This window comes from Halomonas denitrificans (assembly GCF_003056305.1).
Taxonomy (GTDB): Bacteria; Pseudomonadota; Gammaproteobacteria; order Pseudomonadales; family Halomonadaceae; genus Halomonas; species Halomonas denitrificans.
Genome location: NZ_PYVX01000010.1, coordinates 1 through 20,650, shown reverse-complemented (window position 1 = coordinate 20,650; position 20,650 = coordinate 1). Strand labels below are relative to the sequence as shown.

Here is a 20,650-nt window from a genome sequence, read left to right as displayed (position 1 = left end):
GTAAGGCAGTGCATCGAGCATGCCGGTGACGCGTTCCTGTCGTATTAATTTTTAATTAAGTGAGTATTGATTCAGTTGCGTGACGCCGTGAAACAGTCCGTGAAAGCACGGCTGACGGTGGCCAGCGAGCCAATACCGGGGAGGTCGGGGCGGGCGTCGCCCCTCGCGGAAGGGGCCGGTGAGGGGAGGCCGGTCGTGGGTGCCTGCCCGGGCAGGCGCAGGCGGCGGGGCGCGCCGATGGGCCGGGCGGCCCCGCCGGCGCCTCAGGCGGCGCCTCAGGCGGCGGTGATGCGGTGGTACTTCTCCATCAGCTCGTCACGGCTCTCGGCGCGCTCCGGGTCGAGGGGGATGCAGTCCACCGGGCAGACCTGCTGGCACTGCGGCTCGTCGTAGTGGCCGACGCACTCGGTGCACAGGTTGGGGTCGATGACGTAGATCTCTTCCCCCGGCGAGATGGCGCCGTTGGGGCATTCGGGTTCGCAGACGTCGCAGTTGATGCACTCGTCGGTGATCATCAGGGCCATGGGGTACCTCACGGAAGTCGCTGGCCGGCAAGCGAGCTCGGGCACAATCCCGAGCGTCAGAGTCAGGTATTGTAATGGCTGTTCAGCGTCTCGGCGACCCTGGGGTGCACGTGCTTGGAGACGTCGCCGCCGAGGCGGGCGATCTCGCGGACCAGCGTGGAGGAGATGTAGGAGTTCTCGACCTCGGGCGTCAGGAAGACGGTCTCGAGCTCCGGCATCTGGGCGCGGTTCATGTTGGCCAGCTGCAGCTCGTACTCGAAGTCGGAGACCGCGCGCAGGCCGCGCAGCAGCACGCGGGCCTGCTGCTGCTTCATGAACTCGGTCATCAGCCCCGAGAAGCCGACCACCTCGACGTTGTCGAGGCCGGCGACGACCTCCCGGGCCAGGCGGATGCGGGTGTCGAGGTCCAGGGCCGGCCCCTTGCCGGGGCTGGTGGCGATGGCCACCACTACCCGGTCGAAGAGTCGGGCCGCGCGCTCGATCAGGTCGAGGTGGCCGTTGGTGATGGGGTCGAAGGTCCCCGGGTAGACGGCGGTGGTCATGAGTCGCCCTCGTCTTCCAGGCGTCCGAAGGGGTTGTCCACGGCCAGCGACACCGAGCGGGCATAGCCGGGGATGTGGATCCGGTCGCGGCCGACCTCGAGCTCCGGGCCCTCCAGCACGCCCTCGCCGAAGCGGTAGCGGGCCTGGAAGTGGCCGCGGTCGGCGCTCTCGTGGTAGGCCGCAGCGGCCTCGCGGGTGGCCTCGCGGCGCGCCCGCCAGTCGCTCATCGCGGCCTCGCCGTGGCGCTTGGCCATCAGCCGCTCGGTGACCGCGGGGGAGAGCACCACGCCGGTGGCGTTGTTGCCGCCGAAGCCCTTGGCGTTGATGAAGGCGGCGTCCGCGGTGAAGGGCAGCGGGTCGCGGAACAGCCGCAGGTGCTCGGCGTGCACGTCGTCGGCCACGGCGTCCAGGGTGAAGATGCCGGGCAGCAGGCCGTGGGCGAAGCTGCCCAGGGCGCTGGTCAGCTGGTCGCCGGCGGCGCTGCCCTGGGAGTGGCCGACGAAGGCCTTCACCGCCACCACCGGCCAGTCGGTGATGCCGTGGGCGCGGGCCACCCGATCGAAGACGTGGGACTCGGTGATGCGGTTCTTGGGCGTGCTGGTGCCGTGGGCGTGCAGGAAGGTGCGCTCGCGCAGGGCGGTCTCGCCGAGCATGTCGCGCACCAGCGCGGCCGCCTTGGCCAGCGAGATGTAGTTGCCGATGCCCGGCGCCGAGATCGAGCGCTTCCAGCCGTCGGCGTTGACGAACACGCCCGGCACGCTGCCGAGGATGTCGGCGCCGGTCTCCAGCGCCAGGGCGTCGTCCATCAGCATCACGAACTGGCTGGACTCGCCCATGGTGAAGCCGCAGTTGCGGGCGAAGGGCCGGCAGGCGCGCTGGTAGTCGGCGTCGGTGAGCAGCTCCAGGGCATCCAGCGCCTTGAGGCCGTCGTCGTCGGCCAGCGCCCCCATGCTGCGAAAGCCCTCGATGATCTCGGGGGTGATCGGCGCGTCGGCGGTGCCGACCATCACCACCCGCCGGCGGCCGGCGCGGATGTCGTCCACGCCCAGGCGCAGGTTGTAGAGGAAGCTGGCGCAGGCGCCCAGCGCCGCCCCGGTGCCGCCTACGCTGCCGAGCACGTAGGCGTTGAGGAAGTCGGCGGGCATCTGGCCGTAGCCCAGCGGCATCTGCTTGGAGGTGGCGCGCTTGCCGGTGGCGAAGCTCTTGAGCAGGCCGCCCCAGCCCTCGTCGTCGAGCTGGCCGATGGAGTTGCCGGCGTAGACGGCGATCTCGTCGGGATCGAGGCGGTCGCGCAGCTCGTCCCACTCCAGGCCGCTGTCGCCCAGGCAGTCGCTGGCGGCAAAGACCGTCATCGCCAGGCCGCGGGGGTGGTGCACGCTGCGATAGAGGCGGCTCGGCTCGAACCCGGTCGGCAGCTGACCGGCGGCGCGCACCTGGGCCTGGCGCGTCTCGGGCAGCATCACGTCCATGCTGCCGGCGGGCACGGTGACCTCCAGATTCTGGCGGTCGAGCTCGCGCACCTGCCAGGTGGCCGGCAGGTCGTCGGGGAGCTGGCGGCGGCGGATGCGGAAGGTCAGGGGCGCGTCGAGGGCGAGGCTCGCCTTGCGGTTGGCCGGCAGCCCCTCCTCGTTGAAGCGGGCGTCCTCGATGCGCCGGATCAGGGTATGGTCGAGCACCTGCTGGCGGGTCTGCTCGACGATCTCGGCGGCATCCAGGACCTGGCCGTGGGCGTCGTGCCAGGCGCCGTCTGCCTGGCCGTCGGCCAGGCGCATCATGGCCGCGAGGCCGAGCAGGGTGCGGGCCTGAACGTCGTCGGGCAGGGCATCGAGCACGGTGCGGCGAAATGCCTGGTGGCCCGAGGTTCGGCCGGCGGGATTCACGCCGCCCATGCCGACGATCACCGGTAAGTGTGGCAAGCCGGATTCCTCGTTGTGCGGTTGATGTCGTGGCTGCAATGTCAGGCCATCGATGATAGCACCCGGCCCGCGGTGGCGTCATGCCGGGCGCCCGGGGCGCGGCGCGCGTCCATGGATCTGTCACGCGCGGCTGGTAGAATACGCCGCCCCTCTGCCGCCCCCGAGCCCGCTGCCATGACTGCCCGTTCGAGATCCATCGATAGCCCCCAGGCCGGTCCCCACGACGACCTCTCGCGCCGCGTGGCCCGCGCCCTGGCGAACCCCCTGCGCAAGCCGTTCGCCGCCCACACCCGCGAGGCCTTCGCCGCGGCCGGCGACTGGCTCGGCGGGCGCGGCGAGGCGGCGCTGATCCTCGATGCGGGCTGCGGGGTGGGGCTCTCGACCCGTCGGCTGGCCGAGCGCTTCCCCGACTGCTCGGTGATCGGCGTGGATCGCAGCGCCGATCGCCTCTCCCGGGACCACGGCCGGCTGCCGGACAACGCCCTGCTGGTGCGCGCCGACCTGGTGGACCTGTGGCGCCTGGCCCTGGACGCCGGCTGGCGCCCGCACCGCCACTACCTGCTCTACCCGAACCCCTACCCCAAGGCCGCGCACCTCAAGATGCGCTGGCAGGGGCACCCGGTGCTGCCGGCGATCCTGGCGCTGGGCGGCCGCCTGGAGCTGCGCTCCAACTGGCGGATCTACGTGGAGGAGTTCGCCCTGGCGGTGACCCAGGCCACCGGCGTGGCGGCCGCGGCCGAGCCCTTCGCGCCGGGGCCCGAGTGCCTGACGCCCTTCGAGCAGAAGTACCACGCCAGCGGTCAGGCGCTGTGGCGACTGGTGGTCGAGCTGCCCCACGATCCGGGCCTGGTGCCCGCCGGCTGAGGGCGTCAGCGCCCCCGGCGGTCGCGGAAGCGCTCGCCGAGGGTATGGCGCAGCCAGCGGGCGATGGGGCCATCGGCGCCGTCGCGCCGCGAGACCGTCTCCACCTCGATCACCGGCGCCGTGCCGAGTCCCTCCCCCGTGAGCTCCACCAGGTCGTCGCGAAAGGGCGGGTAGCGGGCGATATGGCGCGGCACCAGCGCCCAGCCGAGCCCCCGGGTGGCGAGCTCGGCCATGGAGTAGAAGCTGTTGAGGCGCCAGAAGCGGGTGGCGAGCGGCGTCTGGCCGTCGCGCTCGCCCCTTGATGCGATCAGCAGCTGGCGATGAGCGGCGAGGTCGCCGAGGCTCGGCGCGGCAAGCGCGGCCAGCGGGTGGTGGCGGGCCACCACCAGCGCCTGCTGCAGGTGGGCGATGCGGATGCCCTCCAGCACCGGGCCCTGGCCCTGCTGGCGCAGCAGGATGCCGAGGTCGGCGGTGCGATCCTCCACCCAGCCGGCGATGTCGCCCTGGGCGCCGTAGAGCAGGGTCAGCTGCAGGGCGGGGTAGTGGCGCGCCAGCGCCTCCAGGGTCTCGTCCACCGGCGGCATCTCCACCAGGGCCTCGTCGATGGCCAGCACCAGCCGGGCCTCCTCGCCCTGGGCGATGGCCTGGGCGCGGGCGTCCAGCCGCTGGCACTGGCGGATCACCGCCCGCGCCTCGTGGAGCAGCGCCTCGCCGGCGGGGGTCAGGCGGGGCAGCCGGGCGCTGCGATCGAACAGCGGACAGTCGAGGTCGACCTCCAGGTGGGCGATGGCGGTGCTGATCGCCGACTGGGCGCGCCCCAGGTGGCGCGCGGCGGCGGAGAAGGAGCCCCGCTCGGCGCAGGCGATGAGGATCTCCAGCTGATCGAGGCTCCAGCGCATGGGTGACCTATCTGATTTTCTGATGGTTTCTAACTCGCATCCATCTCCATCATGGCTAGAATGCGAGCCATCGTCGAGGCCACGGGCCTCGGCCGTTCACGGGTGAGGAGGTGCATGATGCGTTCCTGGAAAGAGCGTGTGACCCACATGGTGCTGTTCGAGACGATCGGGCTCGCCATCGTGATTCCGCTGAGCAGCGTGCTCAGCGGCCACGACACCGGGGCCCTCGGCGTGCTGGCGGTGGGGCTCGCCAGCGCCGCGATGCTCTGGAACCTGGTCTGGAACCGGCTGTTCGATCGCTGGGTGCCCACCCGGCGTCGCAGCCTGGCCCAGCGCGTCGCCCAGGCGCTGGGCTTCGAGCTGGGCCTGCTCATCGCCACCCTGCCGGTGGTGGCCTGGTGGCTCGGGATCGGCCTGGTCGAGGCCTTCTGGCTGGATCTGGGCTTCATGCTCTTCTTCCTGGGCTACGCCCTGGTCTTCAACACGGCGTTCGATCGCGTGATGCGTCGCCGGCTGGCACGTCAGGAGGCCGCATGACCTATCTCTATCTGGCGCTCGCCATCGTCGCCGAGGTGGTCGCCACCAGCGCGCTGAAGTCCTCGGCCGGCTTCACGCGGCTGTGGCCCAGCCTGGTGGTGCTGGTCGGCTACGGGCTCGCCTTCTACCTGCTCGCCCTGGTGCTGAAGACCCTGCCGGTGGGCATCGCCTACGCCTTCTGGGCGGGGCTCGGCATCGTGCTGGTGACCCTGGTAGGCATCCTGGTCTACGGCGAGAAGCCGGACCTGCCGGCGCTGCTGGGCCTGGCGATGATCGTTGGCGGCGTGGTGGTGATACAGGTGTTCTCTTCCGTCTCCGCCCATTAAGCTTGGCCCCTCTCATGCCCCTGGAGGTCTCATGTTCCGTCGATCGCTCTACTGCGCGCTGCTGGCGCTGCTGCCCCTGCTCGCCGAGGCGCACGTCGCCGAGTCGCACGGTTTCGCACGCCTGAGTGAGCTCACCGAGCAGGGCTTCCTTGTCGGCGCCGAGGCGCGGCTGCTCGACAGCGGCGAGCGCCTGGGGGCCATCGAGCCCGAGCGCCAGCTCTCGCCGGCCTCGGTCTCCAAGGTCTACGTGGCGGCGGCGGCGCTGGAGCGCTTCGGCCCCCAGCACCGCTTCACCAGCCGGCTGGTGAGCACGGCCACCCCCGACGCCGAGGGCGTGCTGGCGGGCGACCTGATCTTCGACGGCGGCGGCGATCCCGCCCTGACCAGCGAGGACCTGTGGCGCCTGGTGCAGCGCCTGCATCAGGCCGGGGTGCGGCGCGTCGACGGCCGGCTGGTGGTCAGCCAGTGGCGCTACGGGCCGGTCGAGTGCCTGACCACCGACCGCTGCCAGGCGCACTCCCGGGTGGCCAACGCCTACAGCGCGCTGCTCTCCTCGGCGGGGGTCAACTTCGGCAGCTGGTGCGTCGCCGTGGCGCCCGCCGCCACGCCTGGCCAGCCGGCGCGCATCCACAGCTGCGACAGCCGCTCGCCGATCGTCGAGATCGACAACCGCGTCGAGACCAGGCCGGACGACAGCGGCACCGAGCTCAACGCCGAGCGGGTGCTGCGCGACGGCGGCGACGTCATGGTGCTCAGCGGACAGATCTCCACCAATGCCCTGCCGCGCCAGGTCTACCGGGCGAGCTCCGACCCGGCGCGCCAGACCGCCCACACCCTGCAGGCGATGCTCGAGCAGGCAGGCATCACGCTTGGCGAGGGCGTCGCGGTGGTGGCCAGCGAGCCGCCCGCCGAGGCGCGGCGGCTGGCCGCCGTGGAGGGCGAGCCGCTGCAGGAGCTGCTGCTGAGGACGCTGAACTACTCCAACAACTTCATGGCCGACGTGCTGGCCCTGAACCTGGTCGAGACGCCGCGGGCCAGCCTCGAGCAGGGCGGGGCGGCGCTCGAGGCCTTCGCGGCCGAGATCCCCGGCCACGGCCCCGTCACCCTGCGCAGCGGCAGCGGCCTGACCCCCGAGAACCGCACCTCGGCCGCCGGAGTGACGGCCCTGCTGGAGCGCATGTACCATCGCCCGGCGCTGTTCCCGAGCTTCGTCGCCGCCCTGCAGTCGCCGGGCAACGGCGTGATGCGCTTCCTGCGGCGCGGCTCGCCCACCTTCCAGCACCACGTCATGCTCAAGACCGGCACCCTCAACCAGCCGGTGGCGGTGCGCGCCGTGGGCGGCTACTTCCGCACCCGCTCCGGGCAGTGGGGCGTGTTCAGCGCCCTGGTCAACGGCACCGCTACCACGCCGTGGCTCGGCTGGCGCCAGGTGCTCGACCCCCTGGCCGCCGACCTCGAGACGATGATCGATGCCCACTGAGCCCACCGGAGCGACCGACATGAAGCCTGGATACACCGGCTGGCGCCACCTGATCCACTCGACCCGCTACTCGCTCAAGGGGCTCTCCGCGGCCTTTCGCCACGAGGCGGCGTTCCGCCAGGAGGTCGTGGCCTGCCTGCTGCTGCTGCCTCTGGCGGCGTGGATCGGCGAGGGGCCGGTGGAGTGGATCCTGCTGGCCGGCAGCTGCCTGCTGGTGCTGATCGTCGAGCTGCTCAACAGCGCCGTGGAGTGCGCCGTGGATCGCATCGGCCCCGAGCGCCACGAGCTCGCCGGACGGGCCAAGGACATCGGCTCGGCGGCGGTGATGCTGGCACTCGCCCTCGCCGGGCTGACCTGGGGCCTGCTGGCCTGGCAGAAATTCCTCGCCTGAGGCCTCCGGCCGGGTTATGGGGCGGGGGCGGCTTCGCTTATGCTGAAGGCATTCGAGAACCGGATGCGAGACGCCCATGGCCCTGCCCGACGACTTCCTGCCGCTGGATGACATTCCCGAACCGCTGAAGGCTCCCCTGGCGCACACCCGCGAGCGGCTGGCGAGCGCGCTCGAGCAGGCCGACAACCTGGCCGGGATGACCGGGGGCGACTCCCCGCTGGAGGACTGGCTGTCGCTGTCGGACGCTCGGCGCGCCCAGCTCGCCCGGGTGCTGGCCATCTCGTCGTTCGTCGCCGAGACCCTGGTGCGCGATCCCGAGTGGCTGCTGCACCTGGACGCCAGCGGCGAGCTCGACGAGCCGCCCACGACGGAGGCGCTGCGCCAGTGGCTCGACGAGCGGCTCGAGGCCGCCGAGGACGAGGCGGCGCTGCACGCCGCCATCCGCCGCTTTCGCCGCGCGCGCATGCTGGGCATCGTGTGGCGCGACCTGACCCGCCCGGCGGGTCTGGACATGTGGGGCACCGCGGCGATCGTGTCGCGTCTCGCCGAGACCTGCCTGGAGGGAGCACTCGGCTGGCTGGAGGCCCATTTTGCGCCGCGCTGGGGGCGTCCCGCCCCGCGCCGCGACGGCAGCGAGCAGCGCCTGGTGGTGCTGGGCATGGGCAAGCTCGGCGCCGGCGAGCTCAATCTCTCCTCCGACATCGACCTGATCTTCGCCTTCCCCGAGAAGGGCGAGACCGAGGGCGGGCGCAAGTCCCTGGAGCACCAGGAGTACTTCACCAAGCTCGGCCAGAAGCTGATCGCCGCCCTGGACGCCGTGACCGCCGACGGCTTCGCCTTCCGCGTCGACATGCGCCTGCGCCCGCTGGGCGACGGCGGGCCGCTGGTGGGCGGCTTCGCCTCGCTTTCCGGCTACTACCAGGACCAGGGTCGCGAGTGGGAGCGCTACGCCATGCTCAAGGCGCGCCCGGTGGCCGGCGACCTGGAGGCCGGCGCCGAGCTGCTGGCGAGCCTGCGCCCCTTCGTCTACCGCAAGTACCTCGACTTCGGCGCCATCGAGTCGCTGCGCGAGCTCAAGGCGATGATCAACCGCGAGGTGCGCCGCCGCGGCATGCAGGGCAACATCAAGCTTGGTCCCGGCGGCATCCGCGAGGTGGAGTTCGTGGTCCAGGCCTTCCAGCTGATCCGCGGCGGCCGCGACACCGAGCTGCAGGTCACCTCGCTCCAGACCGCCCTGGCGCGTCTGCCCGAGCTCGGCCTGCTGCCCCGCGAGGTGGTCGACGAGCTGACCCCCGACTACGTCTTCCTGCGCGACCTGGAGCACGTGCTGCAGGCCCTGGAGGATCGCCAGACCCAGACCCTGCCCGAGGGCGACGTCGACCGCGAGCGGGTCGCCCTGGCGCTGGACATGGAGGACTGGCCGGCGCTGATGGCGCGGCTCGACGAGGTGCGCGAGCGGGTGCGCCGCCACTTCGACGCCGTCATCGCCGAGCCCGAGGAGGAGGTCGAGGAGCCCGACGCGCCCGCGGCCACGGACGTCGCGAGCCTCGAGGAGTGGCGGGCGCTGTGGCGCGGCGAGCTGGACGACGACGAGGCCCGGACGCTGCTCGAGGAGGCCGGCCTCGCCGAGCCCGAGGTCGCCGTGCGACGGCTGCGCACCCTGCGCCACGCCCGCCCGGTGAAGGCCATGCAGCGCATCGGCTTCGAGCGCCTCGACGCCCTGATGCCGCTGCTGCTCGATGCCGTGGCCGAAAGCGACGCCCCGGATATCGCCCTGGAGCGGGTGCTGCCGCTGGTCGAGGCGGTGCTGCGCCGCACCGCCTACCTGGCGCTCTTGCGCGAGAATCCGGAGGCCCTCGGCCACCTGATGAAGCTGTGCAGCGCCAGCCCCTGGATCGCCGACCAGCTGGCGCGCCACCCCATCCTGCTCGACGAGCTGCTGACCCCCGAGACCCTCTACACTCCCGCCGACAAGGCGCGCCTGGCCGACGAGCTGCGCCAGGCCCTGGGGCGGCTTCCCGAGGACGACGAGGAGGCCCAGCTCGAGGCCCTGCGGGTCTTCAAGCACGCCCAGGTGCTGCACGTGGCGGCCTCCGACATCGCCGGCACCCGCCACCTGATGAAGGTCAGCGACTACCTCACCTACATCGCCGAGGTGGTGCTGGAGGCGGTGGTGGCCATGGCCTGGCAGCACCTGACCCGCAAGCACGGCTTCCCGGAGCGCCGCGGCGAGGGGCGCTGCGGCCGCGCGCCGGAGTTCCTGGTGGTCGGCTACGGCAAGCTCGGCGGCATCGAGCTCGGCTACGGCTCCGACCTGGACCTGGTGTTCCTCCACGACGGCGCCACCCAGGGCAGCACCGACGGGGCCCGGCCCATCGACAACGCCGTCTTCTTCACGCGGCTGGGCCAGCGCATCATCCACCTGCTCACCGCCGTGACCCCGGCGGGCAGCCTCTACGAGGTCGACATGCGCCTGCGGCCCTCGGGCAACTCGGGGCTTTTGGTCTCGACCCTGGACGCCTTCGCCGACTACCAGCGCGAGCAGGCCTGGACCTGGGAGCACCAGGCGCTGGTGCGCGCCCGGGTGGTGGCCGGCGACCAGGCGCTCGCCGAGCGCTTCGACGCGTTGCGCCGCGAGATCCTCGGCCGCGAGCGCGACCTCGCGGCCCTGCGCGAGGAGGTGGTGAAGATGCGCCACAAGATGCGCGACCACCTGGGCAGCAAGGGCCAGGGCGACGACTTCGATCTCAAGCACGACCCCGGCGGGATGGTGGATATCGAGTTCCTCTGCCAGTTCGCGGTGCTCTCCATGGGCCATGAGACCCCCGACCTGCTGGCCTACAGCGACAACATGCGCATCCTCGAGACCCTCGAGGCGACCGGACGGCTGCCTGCCGAGGAGTGCCGGCGCCTGCGCGAGGCCTACCTGGCCTGCCGTACCGCCGCCCATCGCGCGGCCCTGACCGGCGAGCCCGCGCGCGGGCGCAACGCCGACTTCCAGGCGCACCGCGACGCCGTCATCGCGCTCTGGCGGCGCCTGCTCGAGCCGGCGTGATCGCGACCCCAAACGCCGACATTCCCCCTCAAGCCGACATCACCCTCAAGGAAGGCGACGACATGCACAAGGTACTGGTCCTGCACGGCCCCAACCTCAACCTGCTCGGCACCCGGCAGCCCGAGGTCTACGGCCACGAGACCCTGGAGGACATCGACAACGGCCTCTACGAGCAGGCGGCCCTGGGCGGCTGGGAGATCACCTGCCGGCAGAGCAACCACGAGGGCGAGCTGATCGACCTCATCCAGGCCGCGCGCCTCGACGGCACGGCGGCCATCATCATCAATCCCGCCGCCTACACCCACACCTCGGTGGCGATCCTCGACGCCCTGAACGCCTTCGACGGGCGGGTGATCGAGGTGCACCTCTCCAACGTCCACAAGCGCGAGGCCTTCCGCCATCACTCCTACGTCTCGCTGCGCGCCGACGGGGTGATCGCCGGGCTCGGCAGCCAGGGCTACCGGGCCGCCCTGGACGCGGTGATGGCGGGGTAGGACCGATGTGGCGCATGAAGAGACGCTTCGGCCTCGCCGCCCTGGTGACCCTGCTGGCGCTGGCCGGCTGCGGCGAGACGCCCACCGGCCGCTCCCAGCTGGCGCTGGTGCCCGAGGGGCTGATGGCCGAGATGGGCGGCGACGCCTTCGCCGAGATGCGCCGCACGCGCCCCATCGCCCGCGACCCCGCCGCCAACCGGCTGGTGCAGTGCGTGGCGCGGGAGCTGGTCGCCGCCGCCGAGGCGCGCTATCCCGAGGTGGAGATGCCCGAGGCGTGGGAGGTGGTGGTGTTCGACGACCCCAGCCCCAACGCCTTCGCCCTGCCGGGCGGGCGCATCGGCGTGCACACCGGCCTTCTGCGGGTCGCCGAGACCCCCGCCCAGCTGGCCGCGGTGATCGGCCACGAGGTCGCCCACGTGCTGGCCGACCACGGTAACGAGCGCGTCACCCAACAGCTCGGCATCAAGGCCGTGCTGCTGGTGGTGGGGCTCGTCGGCGAGGGGGAGCTGGCCGGGGAGGGGCTCCGGCAGGCGCTGGGCATCGGGGCGCGCCTCGGCATCGCCCTGCCGTTCAGTCGCGCCCACGAGGAGGAGGCCGACCAGATGGGGCTCGCCCTCATGGCGACGGCCGGCTTCGACCCGCGCCAGAGCGTGGCCCTGTGGCGCAACATGGCGAAGGCGGGCGGCGATCAGCCGCCGGAGTTCCTCTCGACCCACCCGGCCCACGGCTCGCGCATCGAAGCCCTCGAGGGGCGCATGGACGAGGCCCTTACGGCCTACCGCGACGCCTCCCGGGCACGCTGCGCCGGCTAGTCGGCGTCGCGTCCCTAGTCGCGGGAGCGCTCCGCGCGCTCGTCGTCCCTGACCTCGTAGTCGCCCTCGAGCACCTGCTGCTCGTGGGCGCCGCCCTGGCCGCGGCGGCTCTCGCGATAGCGCGTCTCGCGGTAGACCGTCTCGCGATAGTGGGTGCCGCCGCCCACGTCCTCGGCCTGGTCGGCGCGCATCTGCTCCATGCGCTTCTTCATGCGGTGGCGCAGGAAGGGCATCATCGCCCAGCCCACGAGCAGGAAGAACAGCCCCAGCACCATGGCGACGATCATCATCACGCCGAACAGCAGCCAAGTGAACAGCAGCTTCAGGCCTCCCAGGGGACCGCCCGGGCGGGTCTGACGGGCACGTTCCTGCCACTGCTGGGCGGCGCGCCAGGCGGGGTTTTGGCGGGGGTCACGGGAATCGGGCATGCGGGGCTCCGGCATCGATGACGCGTGCCGGCGATGCCGGCACGTCGTGAATGGCTGCCCCTTGGAGGTCGGGGCGGGGCAATCGTTCCCGCCGCGCCCGCCGTGCACGGAGGTGCGTGGGAAAGGGCGCGGTTGGGCATTCGGTGTAGATTATGCGCGCCACGCCTCGGCCACCAGTTCGTAGCTGCGCAGGCGGTCCTCGGCGGCATAGACGTCGGTGTGGAGCATCAGTTCGTCGGCGCCGGTCTCGGCCAGGACGCGTTCCAGGCCGTCGCGAACCGTTTCGGGACCGCCGATCACCGCGGCCCCCAGGAACTGCTCCACCTGGGCCTGCTCCCTGGGTGACCAGTCCAGCGTCTCGATGGGCGGCAGGGCGCGGGTGGGCGCGCCGCGAATCAGTGCCAGGAACTTCTGGCGCGCCGTGGAGGCGAGGTACTCGGCATGCAGGTCGTTGTCGGCGGCGATCACCGGCAGGCCGACCATGGCGTAGGGCCGTTCCAGCACCGCCGAGGGCCGGAAATTGTCGCGATAGAGCCTCAGCGCCTCCTGCAGCCGGGCCGGAGCGAACTGGGCGGCGAAGGCGAAGGGCAGCCCCTCGCGGGCGGCCAATCGCGCACTGAAATCGCTGGAGCCGAGCAGCCAGCGCGGCACGCGAGAGCCCTGGCCGGGCACGGCGCGCACGCGCTGGTCCGGCCGCGCCTCGTCGAGGAAGCCTTCGAGCTCGGCCAGCCGCTGAGGGAAGTCGTCGATCCCGGCGTGGGGATCGCGACGCAGCGCGGCCATGGTGGGGCCGTCGGAGCCCGGCGCACGCCCCAGCCCCAGGTCGATGCGGCCGGGATAGAGGGTCTCCAGGGTGCTGAACTGTTCGGCAATCACCAGCGGCGGATGGTTGGGCAGCATGATGCCGCCGCTGCCTACCCGGATGCTGTGGGTCGCCCCGGCGACATGGCCGATCAGCACCGCGGTGGCCGCGCTGGCGATCCCCTCGATGCCGTGGTGCTCGGCGAGCCAGTAGCGGGTGTAGCCGAGCCCCTCGACGTGCCGGGCCAGGGCCACGCTCTCGCGGAAGGTGTCGGCGATGCTGCCACCCTCGCGGATCGGGGCCAGGTCGAGCACGGAGAGCGGAATCTCGTTGAGGCGGGGCATAGGGACTCCAGTCGTTAGCTTGCTCAACGTTATATGGGGGCGTTCGCCGCGCGTCACAATGGCGGCCGCCGCTGGCTTCGCTTCCTGGCTCCCCTTAAGCTCAGAGGACAGGATGCACAAGGATGCTTGCTCATGTCGCCCAGGACCTCGGGCTCCCCGTCACGCCGGCGCGGAGCCACTCCGCATCGCCGGTCGCGCCGCATCGACTGGGCGGTCTTCGATCGCTGGCTGGATCGCCTGGTCATCCTGGCCGTGCTCACCGCCCTGGTAGTGGGGGGCTCGGCGCTGATCCTCAGCCTGATCCTCTGAGCCTAGCCCCGGCCATGGCGGGAGCACGACGAGAGAGAGCGGCATGCGCGGACGGACCCTGATCCTGCTGCTGGGGATGGTCTTGGTGGGCGTCGGCATCGCCTTCGACAAGGGCGCGTTGACGCTTCCCGCCGGCTGGAATCCCTGGGGGCCGCTGTCGGTGTCGGACCCGCCGACGCCGGTGACCCGCTGGAAGCTCGGCCGTCTCCAGGACGATCCCGAGGCGTGCCGGGAGGTGCTGGAGCGCAGCGCCGAACCGGCGCTGGCCTACACGCCGCTGGCCGATCATGAGCCGGTGGCGGGCTGCCCGCTCGAGAACGTGGTGCGGCTCGAGCGCGCGGGCGTGACGTTCAGCTCGAGCTTCGTGGCCACCTGTCCCTGGACGGTGGCTTGGCTACGCTACGAGCGCCATCGCCTGCAGCCCGCCGCCCGCGCGCTGTTCGGCGAGCCCGTCGCCTCGGTGGAACACTACGGCAGCTTCGCCTGCCGCAACGTCTACGGCCGCGAGGACGCCCGCCGCAGCCAGCATGCCACGGCGGAGGCGCTGGACGTGGCCGCCTATCGGCTCGCCAGCGGCCAGCGCATCGCGCTGTCCGGCGACTGGGGCGATGACGATGTCGAGGGCGAATTTCTGAAACGGGCCCGGCAGGGAGCCTGTGATCTCTTCGGCACCGTGCTGGGCCCGGACTATAACGCCGCCCACGCCGATCACTTCCATCTCGGCATGCGCGGCCATCGGGTCTGCCGCTGAGCGCGTTCAGCGCGCGACGCTGATGTCGTCCCGTCGCGAGCCGTCGACTTCCTTGCATGGGAGGGCGCTCTCGCCCTCGAGTGTCAGTGCCCCTCACGCGACCGGGACGCCATGAGCCGCGCTAGAGCCCCACGCCGCGTCGCAAGCGTGGCGTGGGCTCGGTTCAGGGACGGGGCTGCTGCTGGGTTATGCAGTGGATGTTGCCGCCCCCGAGCAGGATCTCCCGGGCCGGCACGCCGATCACGCGCCGCGTCGGGAAGAGGGCCTGCAGGGTCTGCCGGGCCGCCTCGTCGCGGGCCGGGTCGAGCAGCGGCATCACCACCACGGCATTGCCGATGTAGAAGTTGACGTAGGAGGCGGCCATGCGGTCGCCCGGCCGGCGCGGGTGCGAATGGCGCAGGCGATCGATGCCGTTGGCCTCGTCCTCGGCGATATGGAGCGGCCCCGGCTGGAGCAGCTTGTGCACCTTGAGCCTCCGGCCCCGGGCGTCCACCGCCGTCTCCAGCACCGCCAGCGCCTCCCGGGAGATGGCGTACTGGGGGTCTTGCGGGTCGTCGCACCAGCTCAGGGCCACCTCGCCGGGGGCCACGAAGCAGCAGAGGTTGTCGACGTGGCCGTCGGTCTCGTCCCGGTAGCAGCCCCGCGGCAGCCAGACGACGGTCGTGACCCCCAGGGTGTCGCGCAGGACCCGCTCCATGTCGGCCCGGGTCAGGTCGGGGTTGCGGTTGGGGTTGAGCAGGCACTCCTCGGTGGTGATCAGCGTGCCCTCGCCGTCCACGTGGATGGCGCCGCCCTCGAGCATGACCGGCACCGTGAAGCGCGTCACGCCGAGCATCTCGGCGATCTTGGCGCGGATCCGCCGATCCTTGTCCCAGGGAAAGTAGAGGCCGCCGTCGAGGCCCCCCCAGGCATTGAACTCCCAGTCCACCATGGCCAGGCGGCCGTCCGGGTGCGTCAGGAAGGTGGGCCCCACGTCACGCATCCAGGCGTCGTTGCTGGAGAGCTCCACCACCCGCACCTGGTCGGGCAGCTGGACGCGGGCGTTCTCGTACTGGTCGTCGTTGACGCCGACGAACACCGTCTCGCTCTCGGCGATTGCCGTCGCCACCTCGACGAAGGCCTGCTGGGCGGGCTTGGCGCCGTAACGCCAGGTGTCGGGGCGCTGCGGCCAGAGCATCCAGCAGGCGTCGTGGGGGGCGAACTCGGCCGGCATGGCGAAGCCCTGGGCGGCCGGGGTCCCGGGGGAGGCGCCCGTCGGGGCGCCGGGGTGATGGTGGGTCGTCATGGCAGTTCTCACAGGTGGCCGACGGTCAGGAATACAACAGTGGCGATGGCCGCGGCAATCAGCACGTAGGGCAGCTGGGTCAGGGCATGGGCCATGGGGGTGCAGCCACTGCCCTGGGCCGACAGCACCGTGGAGTCGCCGTAGAAGCAGGCGTGGCTGCCGAAGGCGCTGGCGGAGATCAGCGCGCCTATCACCAGCGGCATGTTGGCGTCGATGCTCACGGCGAGCGGCAGCACGATGGGCATGGCCACGGCGAACAGCCCCCAGAACGAGGCGGTGGCGAAGGCCAGGAAGGCCATGGTCACGAAGACCACCGCCGGCAGCATCCCCGCGGTCATCAGCGGCTGCACCGTGGCGATGACGAAGTCGGTCAGCCCCAGCAGGTCGTTGACCTCCTTCAGGGTGAAGCCGGCCACCAGGGTGCCGAGGGGCATGATCATGGCCTTGAAGCCGTCCAGGGCCGTGTCGAAGGTGTCGTGGAAGCTCAGCAGTCGCTGGGCACCGATCAGCACCAGGGTCACGGCCAGCGCCACGATCACGCCGCGCAGGATGTCGATCTCGAAGTACCAGGTGAAGAAGATCAGGGTGGCGATGGGCAGCAGGAAGTTCAGCAGGTGGGGGCGCGGCTGCTCCTCGTCCACCTCCAGGGCGCCGTCGTCGACCCCCGCAGGCATACTCTGGCCGCCCGCGGCCCGGGCCTCGGCGGTGCGCATCGGGCCGATGTCGGGCATCCAGCCCAGCGCCACCAGCGGCACGATGGCCGCCGCCACCCAGGCATAGAACATGTAGGGGATGGCCTCGATGTAGAGGCTCATGCCGTTGCCGGTGACGTCGTTCTCCTCCAGCAGGCCGCCGAAGAACACCGCCCAGGTGGAGAAGGGCACCAGGATGCAGATCGGTGCCGCGGTGGAGTCGACGATGTAGGCGAGCTTCTCCCGGGAGATGTTGAAGCGGTCGGTGATCTTCTTCATCGAGGCGCTGATGGTCAGGGCATTCAGGTAGTCGTCGACGAAGATGATCAGGCCCAGCAGCCAGGTGGTCAGCAGGCTCTGCTGCTTGGTGTGGATGCGTTTGGTCATGGTGTCGCCGAAGCTGAGCACGCCGCCGGTCTTGACCAGCAGGGCGATCAGGCTACCGAACAGGCCGCAGACCAGGATGATCCAGGTGACGGTGTCGTTGCCGAGCACGCCCAGCAAGATGTCCGAGCCCTGGGTGATGACCGAGGTCGGGTCGATCATCAGCAGGCCGACCAGGGTGCCGGCCAGCAGCGATTCGATGGTGCGTCGGGTGAGGATGGCCATGCCCAGTACCACGGCGGTGGGTAGCAGGCTGTAGAGGCCATAGTCGTCGCCGTCGACGAGCGCGACGTTGCTGAGGCTGGCAATCAGCACGACAACGAGAACGATCAGGCCACCCTTGGTGGCGCTACCGACGCCTATGGGGCGGGCCTTCGAGCCCAAAGGAGAGTGTGACATGGTCATTAACCTTTGTTGTTGAATTGTTGTGGTTGATCATTGCGCCGTGGCTCGACCCGCCGGGAAATGCCGAGTGACGCAGGCGGCGGTTGCCGGCGGGTTGGCGGTAACCGCTTACAGGTAACCGTCCTGGCGTAGCGATGCCGTGGTGGCGGTGAAGGCCTCATCGAGGATGGCGACCACCCGGTCGACGGTCTCGCGGGTCCAGATCAGCGGCGGCGAGACGATGTTCAGGTGGCCCACCGGACGGATGATCAGGCCGCGCTTCTGGGCCTCGGCGGCGACCCGGTCGCCGACCCGGGCCTCCACCGGCAGCAGCGCCTTGGTCGCCTTGTCGGCCACGTTCTCCAGACACATCATGAAGTGGCTGCCGCGCACGTCACCGACGGTTTCATGGCGGGACAGGGTCTTGAGCCGCTGCTCCAGGTAGGGACCCACCTCGCGGACGTTCTCGCAGATGCGCTCGCGCTCGAGGATCTCGATGTTCTTGAGCGCCGCCGCGCAGCTCACCGGATGCCCGGAGTAGGTGAAGCCGGTGCTCAGCACCCCGCCCTTGCGCTGCGGGGTGCCGAGCACCTCGTAGATCTCGTCGGAGATCAGGGTCGCGCCCAGCGGCGCATAGCCCGAGGAGAGTCCCTTGGCGCAGTTGATGATGTCCGGTTGGGTCTCGAACACCGCCTCGGAGGCGAAGAAGTGCCCCAGGCGGCCGAAACCGGTGACCACCTCGTCGGCGATGAAGAGGATCTCGTGGGCGCGGCACACCGCCTGCATGCGCTTGTGGTAGCCCGCCGGCGCGACCAGCACGCCGCCGGCGCCCATGATCGGCTCGGCGATGAAGGCGGCGATGTTATCGGCGCCGATCTCCGCGACGGTGTCCTCGAACTCCTGCACCAGATGATCGCAGTACTCGGCCTCGCTCATGCCCTCGGGACGGCGATAGCAGTTGGCCTCGTCGAGGTGGGTGACCAGGTGGTCGAGGGTGTCGAAGTCCCAGTTGTTGCTCGCGATGCCGGTCAGGCTGGCGGCCAGGTAGGTGGTGCCATGGTAGGCATTGTTGCGCGAGAGGATGCGCTTCTTGGCCGGCTTGCCCAGGCGGTTGAAGTAGTAGTGCACCAGGCGAACGGTGGCGTCGTTGGCCGTTGAACCGCCACAGGTGTAGAAGACGTGATTGAGGTGCGCGGGCGCCAGTTCGGCGAGCTTGGCGGCGAGCTCCGCGGCCGGCGCGTTGGAGAGGTTGTTGAAGGTCGAGAAGTAGGCCATGCGGGTGGCCTGGTCGGCCATCGCCTGGCCGATCTCGGCGCGGCCGTGGCCGACGTTGACGCACCACAGGCCGGCGATGCCGTCGATGAAGCGGTTGCCCTTGGCGTCCTGGACGTAGATGCCGTCGCTGTCGGTGATCAGGTCGCAGCCCTGCTCGTGGAAGACGCTGAAGTCGGTGAAGGGGTGGATGAAGTGATCCTTGTCCTTCTGCCACAGCGCCTGGGCATCGAGGACGGGCGGCGTGGCGGTGGGGCGGGCGGTGGTTGTCGTTGTGGTCATGGCATTCCCTCCTGTCGAGTGGAGGTCAGCCTAGCCAGCCCCGGTAGCGCCGCGACATATCCTGATTGGGGTATATCGGGGGCTCGCGCCGCCCTCGTAAGGTGATCTCACGGCAGACAACGCCCGAATGACCGAGGCCCGTGGCGGGCAACGCATCGAGGGGCGCCGGGGACAGGTCGCCCGGGGCTGATCCGTCGACGGGGCTGCGAGGAGGCGCTGTGAACCCTTCCCTGGGCGCTACTTTTGCCATCCCTGGCAAAAGATCTCCTCTTCGCCCCGTCCCTGGCGCCCCGGCACCTACAGCGGTGACTGCCCTGCCCGAACAACGACCCACGAACAACGACCAACGAGGCGCACCATGACGACTCCCATCGACGGCCAGCGGCTGTGGAACACCCTGATGGCCATGGCCGAGATCGGCCCCACCGCCAACGGCGGCAGCTGCCGCCTGGCCCTGACCCCCGAGGACGCCGCCGGCCGGCGCCTGCTGCTCGACTGGTGCGAGACGCTCGGCTGCACCTGGCGCGTCGACCGGGTCGGCAACCTGTTCATTCGCCGTGCCGGCAAGCGCGACGACCTCGAGCCCGTGGCCACCGGCAGCCACCTGGATACCCAGCCCAAGGGCGGGCGCTTCGACGGCATCCTCGGCGTGCTGGCCGGGCTCGAGGTGTTCCGCACCCTGCACGAGGCGGGCATCGTCACCGAGCGTCCCCTGGAGCTGGTGGTCTGGACCAACGAGGAGGGCAGCCGCTTCGCCCCGGCGATGGTCGCCTCGGGCACCTATGCCGGCGCCTTCACCGTCGACGAGACCCTGGGCCGCCGGGACGCCGACGGCGTGACCCTCGGCGAGGCCCTGACGGCCTGCGGCTTCGCCGGGGACCTGCCGGTGGGCGAGCCGCGGCTCGACGGCTACCTGGAGCTGCATATCGAGCAGGGGCCGGTCCTCGAGGACGCCCGGGAGGCCATCGGCGTGGTCACCGGCGTGCAGGGCATGCGCTGGTTCGACGTCACCTTCACCGGCCGCTCGGCCCATGCCGGCCCCACCCCGATGCGGCTGCGCCACGACGCCCTGGCCGCGGCGGCGCGCCTGATCGACCGCCTGCAGGCCCATGCCCTGGCCGACGAGAGCGGCGACACCAAGGTGACCTGCGGCTGCCTGGAGATCGCGGCGGCCTCGCGCAACGTCATCCCCGGCGAGGTACGCCTCACCGTCGACCTGCGCCACTTGGCGGAGGCCGAGCTCGACGCCCTCCAGGCGCGCTTCGAGCGTGAGCTCGCCGCCGCCGGCGAAGCCTTCGGCGTGGCCGTGTCATCGGAGCAGCTCTGGGCCTCGCCGGTGGTGGCCTTCGATGCCGAGTGCATCGCCGCGGTGGAGGGCGCGACCCGGGCCCAGGGCGTGGCCCATCGGCGCATGATGAGCGGCGCCGGCCACGACGCCGTCTATGTCGCCCGCGTCGCCCCCACCGCGATGATCTTCGTCCCCTGCCGCGACGGCATCAGTCACAACGAGGCCGAGTACGCCACGCCGGAGCACTGCGCCCTGGGCGCCCAGGTGCTCTGCGATGCCCTGCTCGCCCGCGCGAACCGTCCGGCCTGACCCCAGGAGCCCCCGATGACCGAACACCACAAATTCCCCCGCACCCGCGACGACTGGCAGGCGCTGGCCGCCGAGCTGTGCGGCAAGCGCGGCCTCGAGACCCGCGCCTATATCGACGACGCCTTCGTCGAGGCCCGGAGCGGTGCGACCCTGGCCACCGTCAACCCGGCCACCGGCGAGACACTGGCCGAGGTGGCGAGCTGCGACGCCGCCGATGCCGAGGTCGCCGTGGCGGCCGCCCGGGCCGCCGTCGACGGCGGCGCCTGGTCGCGCCTCGCCC

21 protein-coding genes are annotated in these 20,650 nt (G+C 71.1%); 12 read left to right on the top strand and 9 right to left on the bottom strand.

Annotated elements, in window-relative coordinates:
- Positions 1–275: 275 nt before the first annotated feature.
- The 3 genes from C9F13_RS17005 to C9F13_RS16995 form a co-directional block, all read right to left on the bottom strand.
- The gene (locus tag C9F13_RS17005) at positions 276–524 is read right to left on the bottom strand and encodes a YfhL family 4Fe-4S dicluster ferredoxin (protein ID WP_108447439.1); all 249 of its coding nucleotides are present in this window, start codon (positions 522–524) and stop codon (positions 276–278) included.
- A 62-nt stretch (positions 525–586) separates the two neighbouring features.
- Positions 587–1,066, bottom strand: a complete 480-nt coding sequence (coaD, locus tag C9F13_RS17000) for a pantetheine-phosphate adenylyltransferase (protein ID WP_108447438.1) — start codon at positions 1,064–1,066, stop codon at positions 587–589.
- Complete coding sequence (locus tag C9F13_RS16995; protein WP_108447489.1) at positions 1,063–2,955, bottom strand: beta-ketoacyl synthase; 1,893 nt, start codon at positions 2,953–2,955, stop codon at positions 1,063–1,065. The genes coaD and C9F13_RS16995 overlap by 4 nt, the downstream gene beginning before the upstream one ends.
- A gap of 201 nt (positions 2,956–3,156) precedes the next feature.
- On the opposite strand from C9F13_RS16995, the gene trmB reads away from it, so the two are divergent.
- A complete protein-coding gene (trmB, locus tag C9F13_RS16990) occupies positions 3,157–3,846 on the top strand; it encodes a tRNA (guanine(46)-N(7))-methyltransferase TrmB (RefSeq protein ID WP_108447437.1) in 690 nt (229 codons plus the stop codon).
- A gap of 5 nt (positions 3,847–3,851) precedes the next feature.
- On the opposite strand, the gene C9F13_RS16985 is transcribed toward trmB, so the two are convergent.
- A complete protein-coding gene (locus tag C9F13_RS16985; RefSeq protein WP_108447436.1) occupies positions 3,852–4,745 on the bottom strand; it encodes a LysR family transcriptional regulator in 894 nt (297 codons plus the stop codon).
- Positions 4,746–4,862: 117 nt separating this feature from the next.
- Between C9F13_RS16985 and C9F13_RS16980 the strand changes: the two genes are divergently transcribed.
- The 7 genes from C9F13_RS16980 (at position 4,863) to C9F13_RS16950 (ending at position 11,840) form a co-directional block, all read left to right on the top strand.
- Positions 4,863–5,282 (top strand): PACE efflux transporter, encoded by a 420-nt coding sequence (locus C9F13_RS16980; RefSeq protein WP_108447435.1) that lies wholly within the window; start codon positions 4,863–4,865, stop codon positions 5,280–5,282.
- Positions 5,279–5,608, top strand: a complete 330-nt coding sequence (locus tag C9F13_RS16975) for a DMT family transporter (RefSeq protein ID WP_108447434.1) — start codon at positions 5,279–5,281, stop codon at positions 5,606–5,608. The genes C9F13_RS16980 and C9F13_RS16975 overlap by 4 nt, the downstream gene beginning before the upstream one ends.
- A gap of 31 nt (positions 5,609–5,639) precedes the next feature.
- Entirely contained in the window at positions 5,640–7,088 is a 1,449-nt protein-coding gene (gene dacB / locus C9F13_RS16970) for a D-alanyl-D-alanine carboxypeptidase/D-alanyl-D-alanine endopeptidase (protein ID WP_108447433.1), read from the top strand.
- A 19-nt stretch (positions 7,089–7,107) separates the two neighbouring features.
- Positions 7,108–7,479, top strand: coding sequence for a diacylglycerol kinase (locus tag C9F13_RS16965; protein WP_108447432.1), 372 nt, complete (start codon positions 7,108–7,110; stop codon positions 7,477–7,479).
- A gap of 76 nt (positions 7,480–7,555) precedes the next feature.
- Positions 7,556–10,534, top strand: coding sequence for a bifunctional [glutamate--ammonia ligase]-adenylyl-L-tyrosine phosphorylase/[glutamate--ammonia-ligase] adenylyltransferase (glnE, locus tag C9F13_RS16960; protein ID WP_108447431.1), 2,979 nt, complete (start codon positions 7,556–7,558; stop codon positions 10,532–10,534).
- 62 nt (positions 10,535–10,596) lie between these two features.
- Entirely contained in the window at positions 10,597–11,028 is a 432-nt protein-coding gene (aroQ, locus tag C9F13_RS16955; RefSeq protein WP_108447430.1) for a type II 3-dehydroquinate dehydratase, read from the top strand.
- A 14-nt stretch (positions 11,029–11,042) separates the two neighbouring features.
- On the top strand, positions 11,043–11,840 hold the full coding sequence (locus tag C9F13_RS16950; protein ID WP_108447429.1) for a M48 family metallopeptidase: 798 nt from the start codon (positions 11,043–11,045) through the stop codon (positions 11,838–11,840).
- Between the two features lie 14 nt (positions 11,841–11,854).
- Here the strand turns inward: C9F13_RS16950 and C9F13_RS16945 are convergent, their stop codons facing one another.
- Both C9F13_RS16945 and C9F13_RS16940 read right to left on the bottom strand, forming a co-directional pair.
- Positions 11,855–12,268, bottom strand: coding sequence for a hypothetical protein (locus C9F13_RS16945; RefSeq protein WP_108447428.1), 414 nt, complete (start codon positions 12,266–12,268; stop codon positions 11,855–11,857).
- A gap of 150 nt (positions 12,269–12,418) precedes the next feature.
- On the bottom strand, positions 12,419–13,414 hold the full coding sequence (locus C9F13_RS16940; protein ID WP_108447427.1) for an LLM class flavin-dependent oxidoreductase: 996 nt from the start codon (positions 13,412–13,414) through the stop codon (positions 12,419–12,421).
- A gap of 132 nt (positions 13,415–13,546) precedes the next feature.
- On the opposite strand from C9F13_RS16940, the gene C9F13_RS17605 reads away from it, so the two are divergent.
- Both C9F13_RS17605 and C9F13_RS16935 read left to right on the top strand, forming a co-directional pair.
- Positions 13,547–13,723 (top strand): hypothetical protein, encoded by a 177-nt coding sequence (locus tag C9F13_RS17605; protein ID WP_170121163.1) that lies wholly within the window; start codon positions 13,547–13,549, stop codon positions 13,721–13,723.
- A gap of 43 nt (positions 13,724–13,766) precedes the next feature.
- The gene (locus C9F13_RS16935; RefSeq protein ID WP_108447426.1) at positions 13,767–14,474 is read left to right on the top strand and encodes an extensin-like domain-containing protein; all 708 of its coding nucleotides are present in this window, start codon (positions 13,767–13,769) and stop codon (positions 14,472–14,474) included.
- A gap of 163 nt (positions 14,475–14,637) precedes the next feature.
- Here C9F13_RS16935 and aguA read toward each other — a convergent pair whose 3' ends face one another.
- From aguA to C9F13_RS16920, 3 genes are all read right to left on the bottom strand, one after another.
- Entirely contained in the window at positions 14,638–15,759 is a 1,122-nt protein-coding gene (gene aguA, locus C9F13_RS16930) for an agmatine deiminase (protein WP_108447425.1), read from the bottom strand.
- 8 nt (positions 15,760–15,767) lie between these two features.
- Entirely contained in the window at positions 15,768–17,234 is a 1,467-nt protein-coding gene (locus tag C9F13_RS16925) for a Na+/H+ antiporter NhaC family protein (RefSeq protein ID WP_108447488.1), read from the bottom strand.
- Between the two features lie 114 nt (positions 17,235–17,348).
- Positions 17,349–18,773, bottom strand: a complete 1,425-nt coding sequence (locus C9F13_RS16920; RefSeq protein ID WP_108447424.1) for an aminotransferase — start codon at positions 18,771–18,773, stop codon at positions 17,349–17,351.
- A gap of 358 nt (positions 18,774–19,131) precedes the next feature.
- Here C9F13_RS16920 and C9F13_RS16915 point away from each other — a divergent pair, with 358 nt between their 5' ends.
- Both C9F13_RS16915 and C9F13_RS16910 read left to right on the top strand, forming a co-directional pair.
- Entirely contained in the window at positions 19,132–20,370 is a 1,239-nt protein-coding gene (locus C9F13_RS16915) for a M20 family metallo-hydrolase (protein ID WP_108447423.1), read from the top strand.
- A 15-nt stretch (positions 20,371–20,385) separates the two neighbouring features.
- Positions 20,386–20,650 (top strand): aldehyde dehydrogenase family protein (locus tag C9F13_RS16910; protein WP_114446922.1); only part of this gene is annotated, 265 nt, incomplete at its 3' end.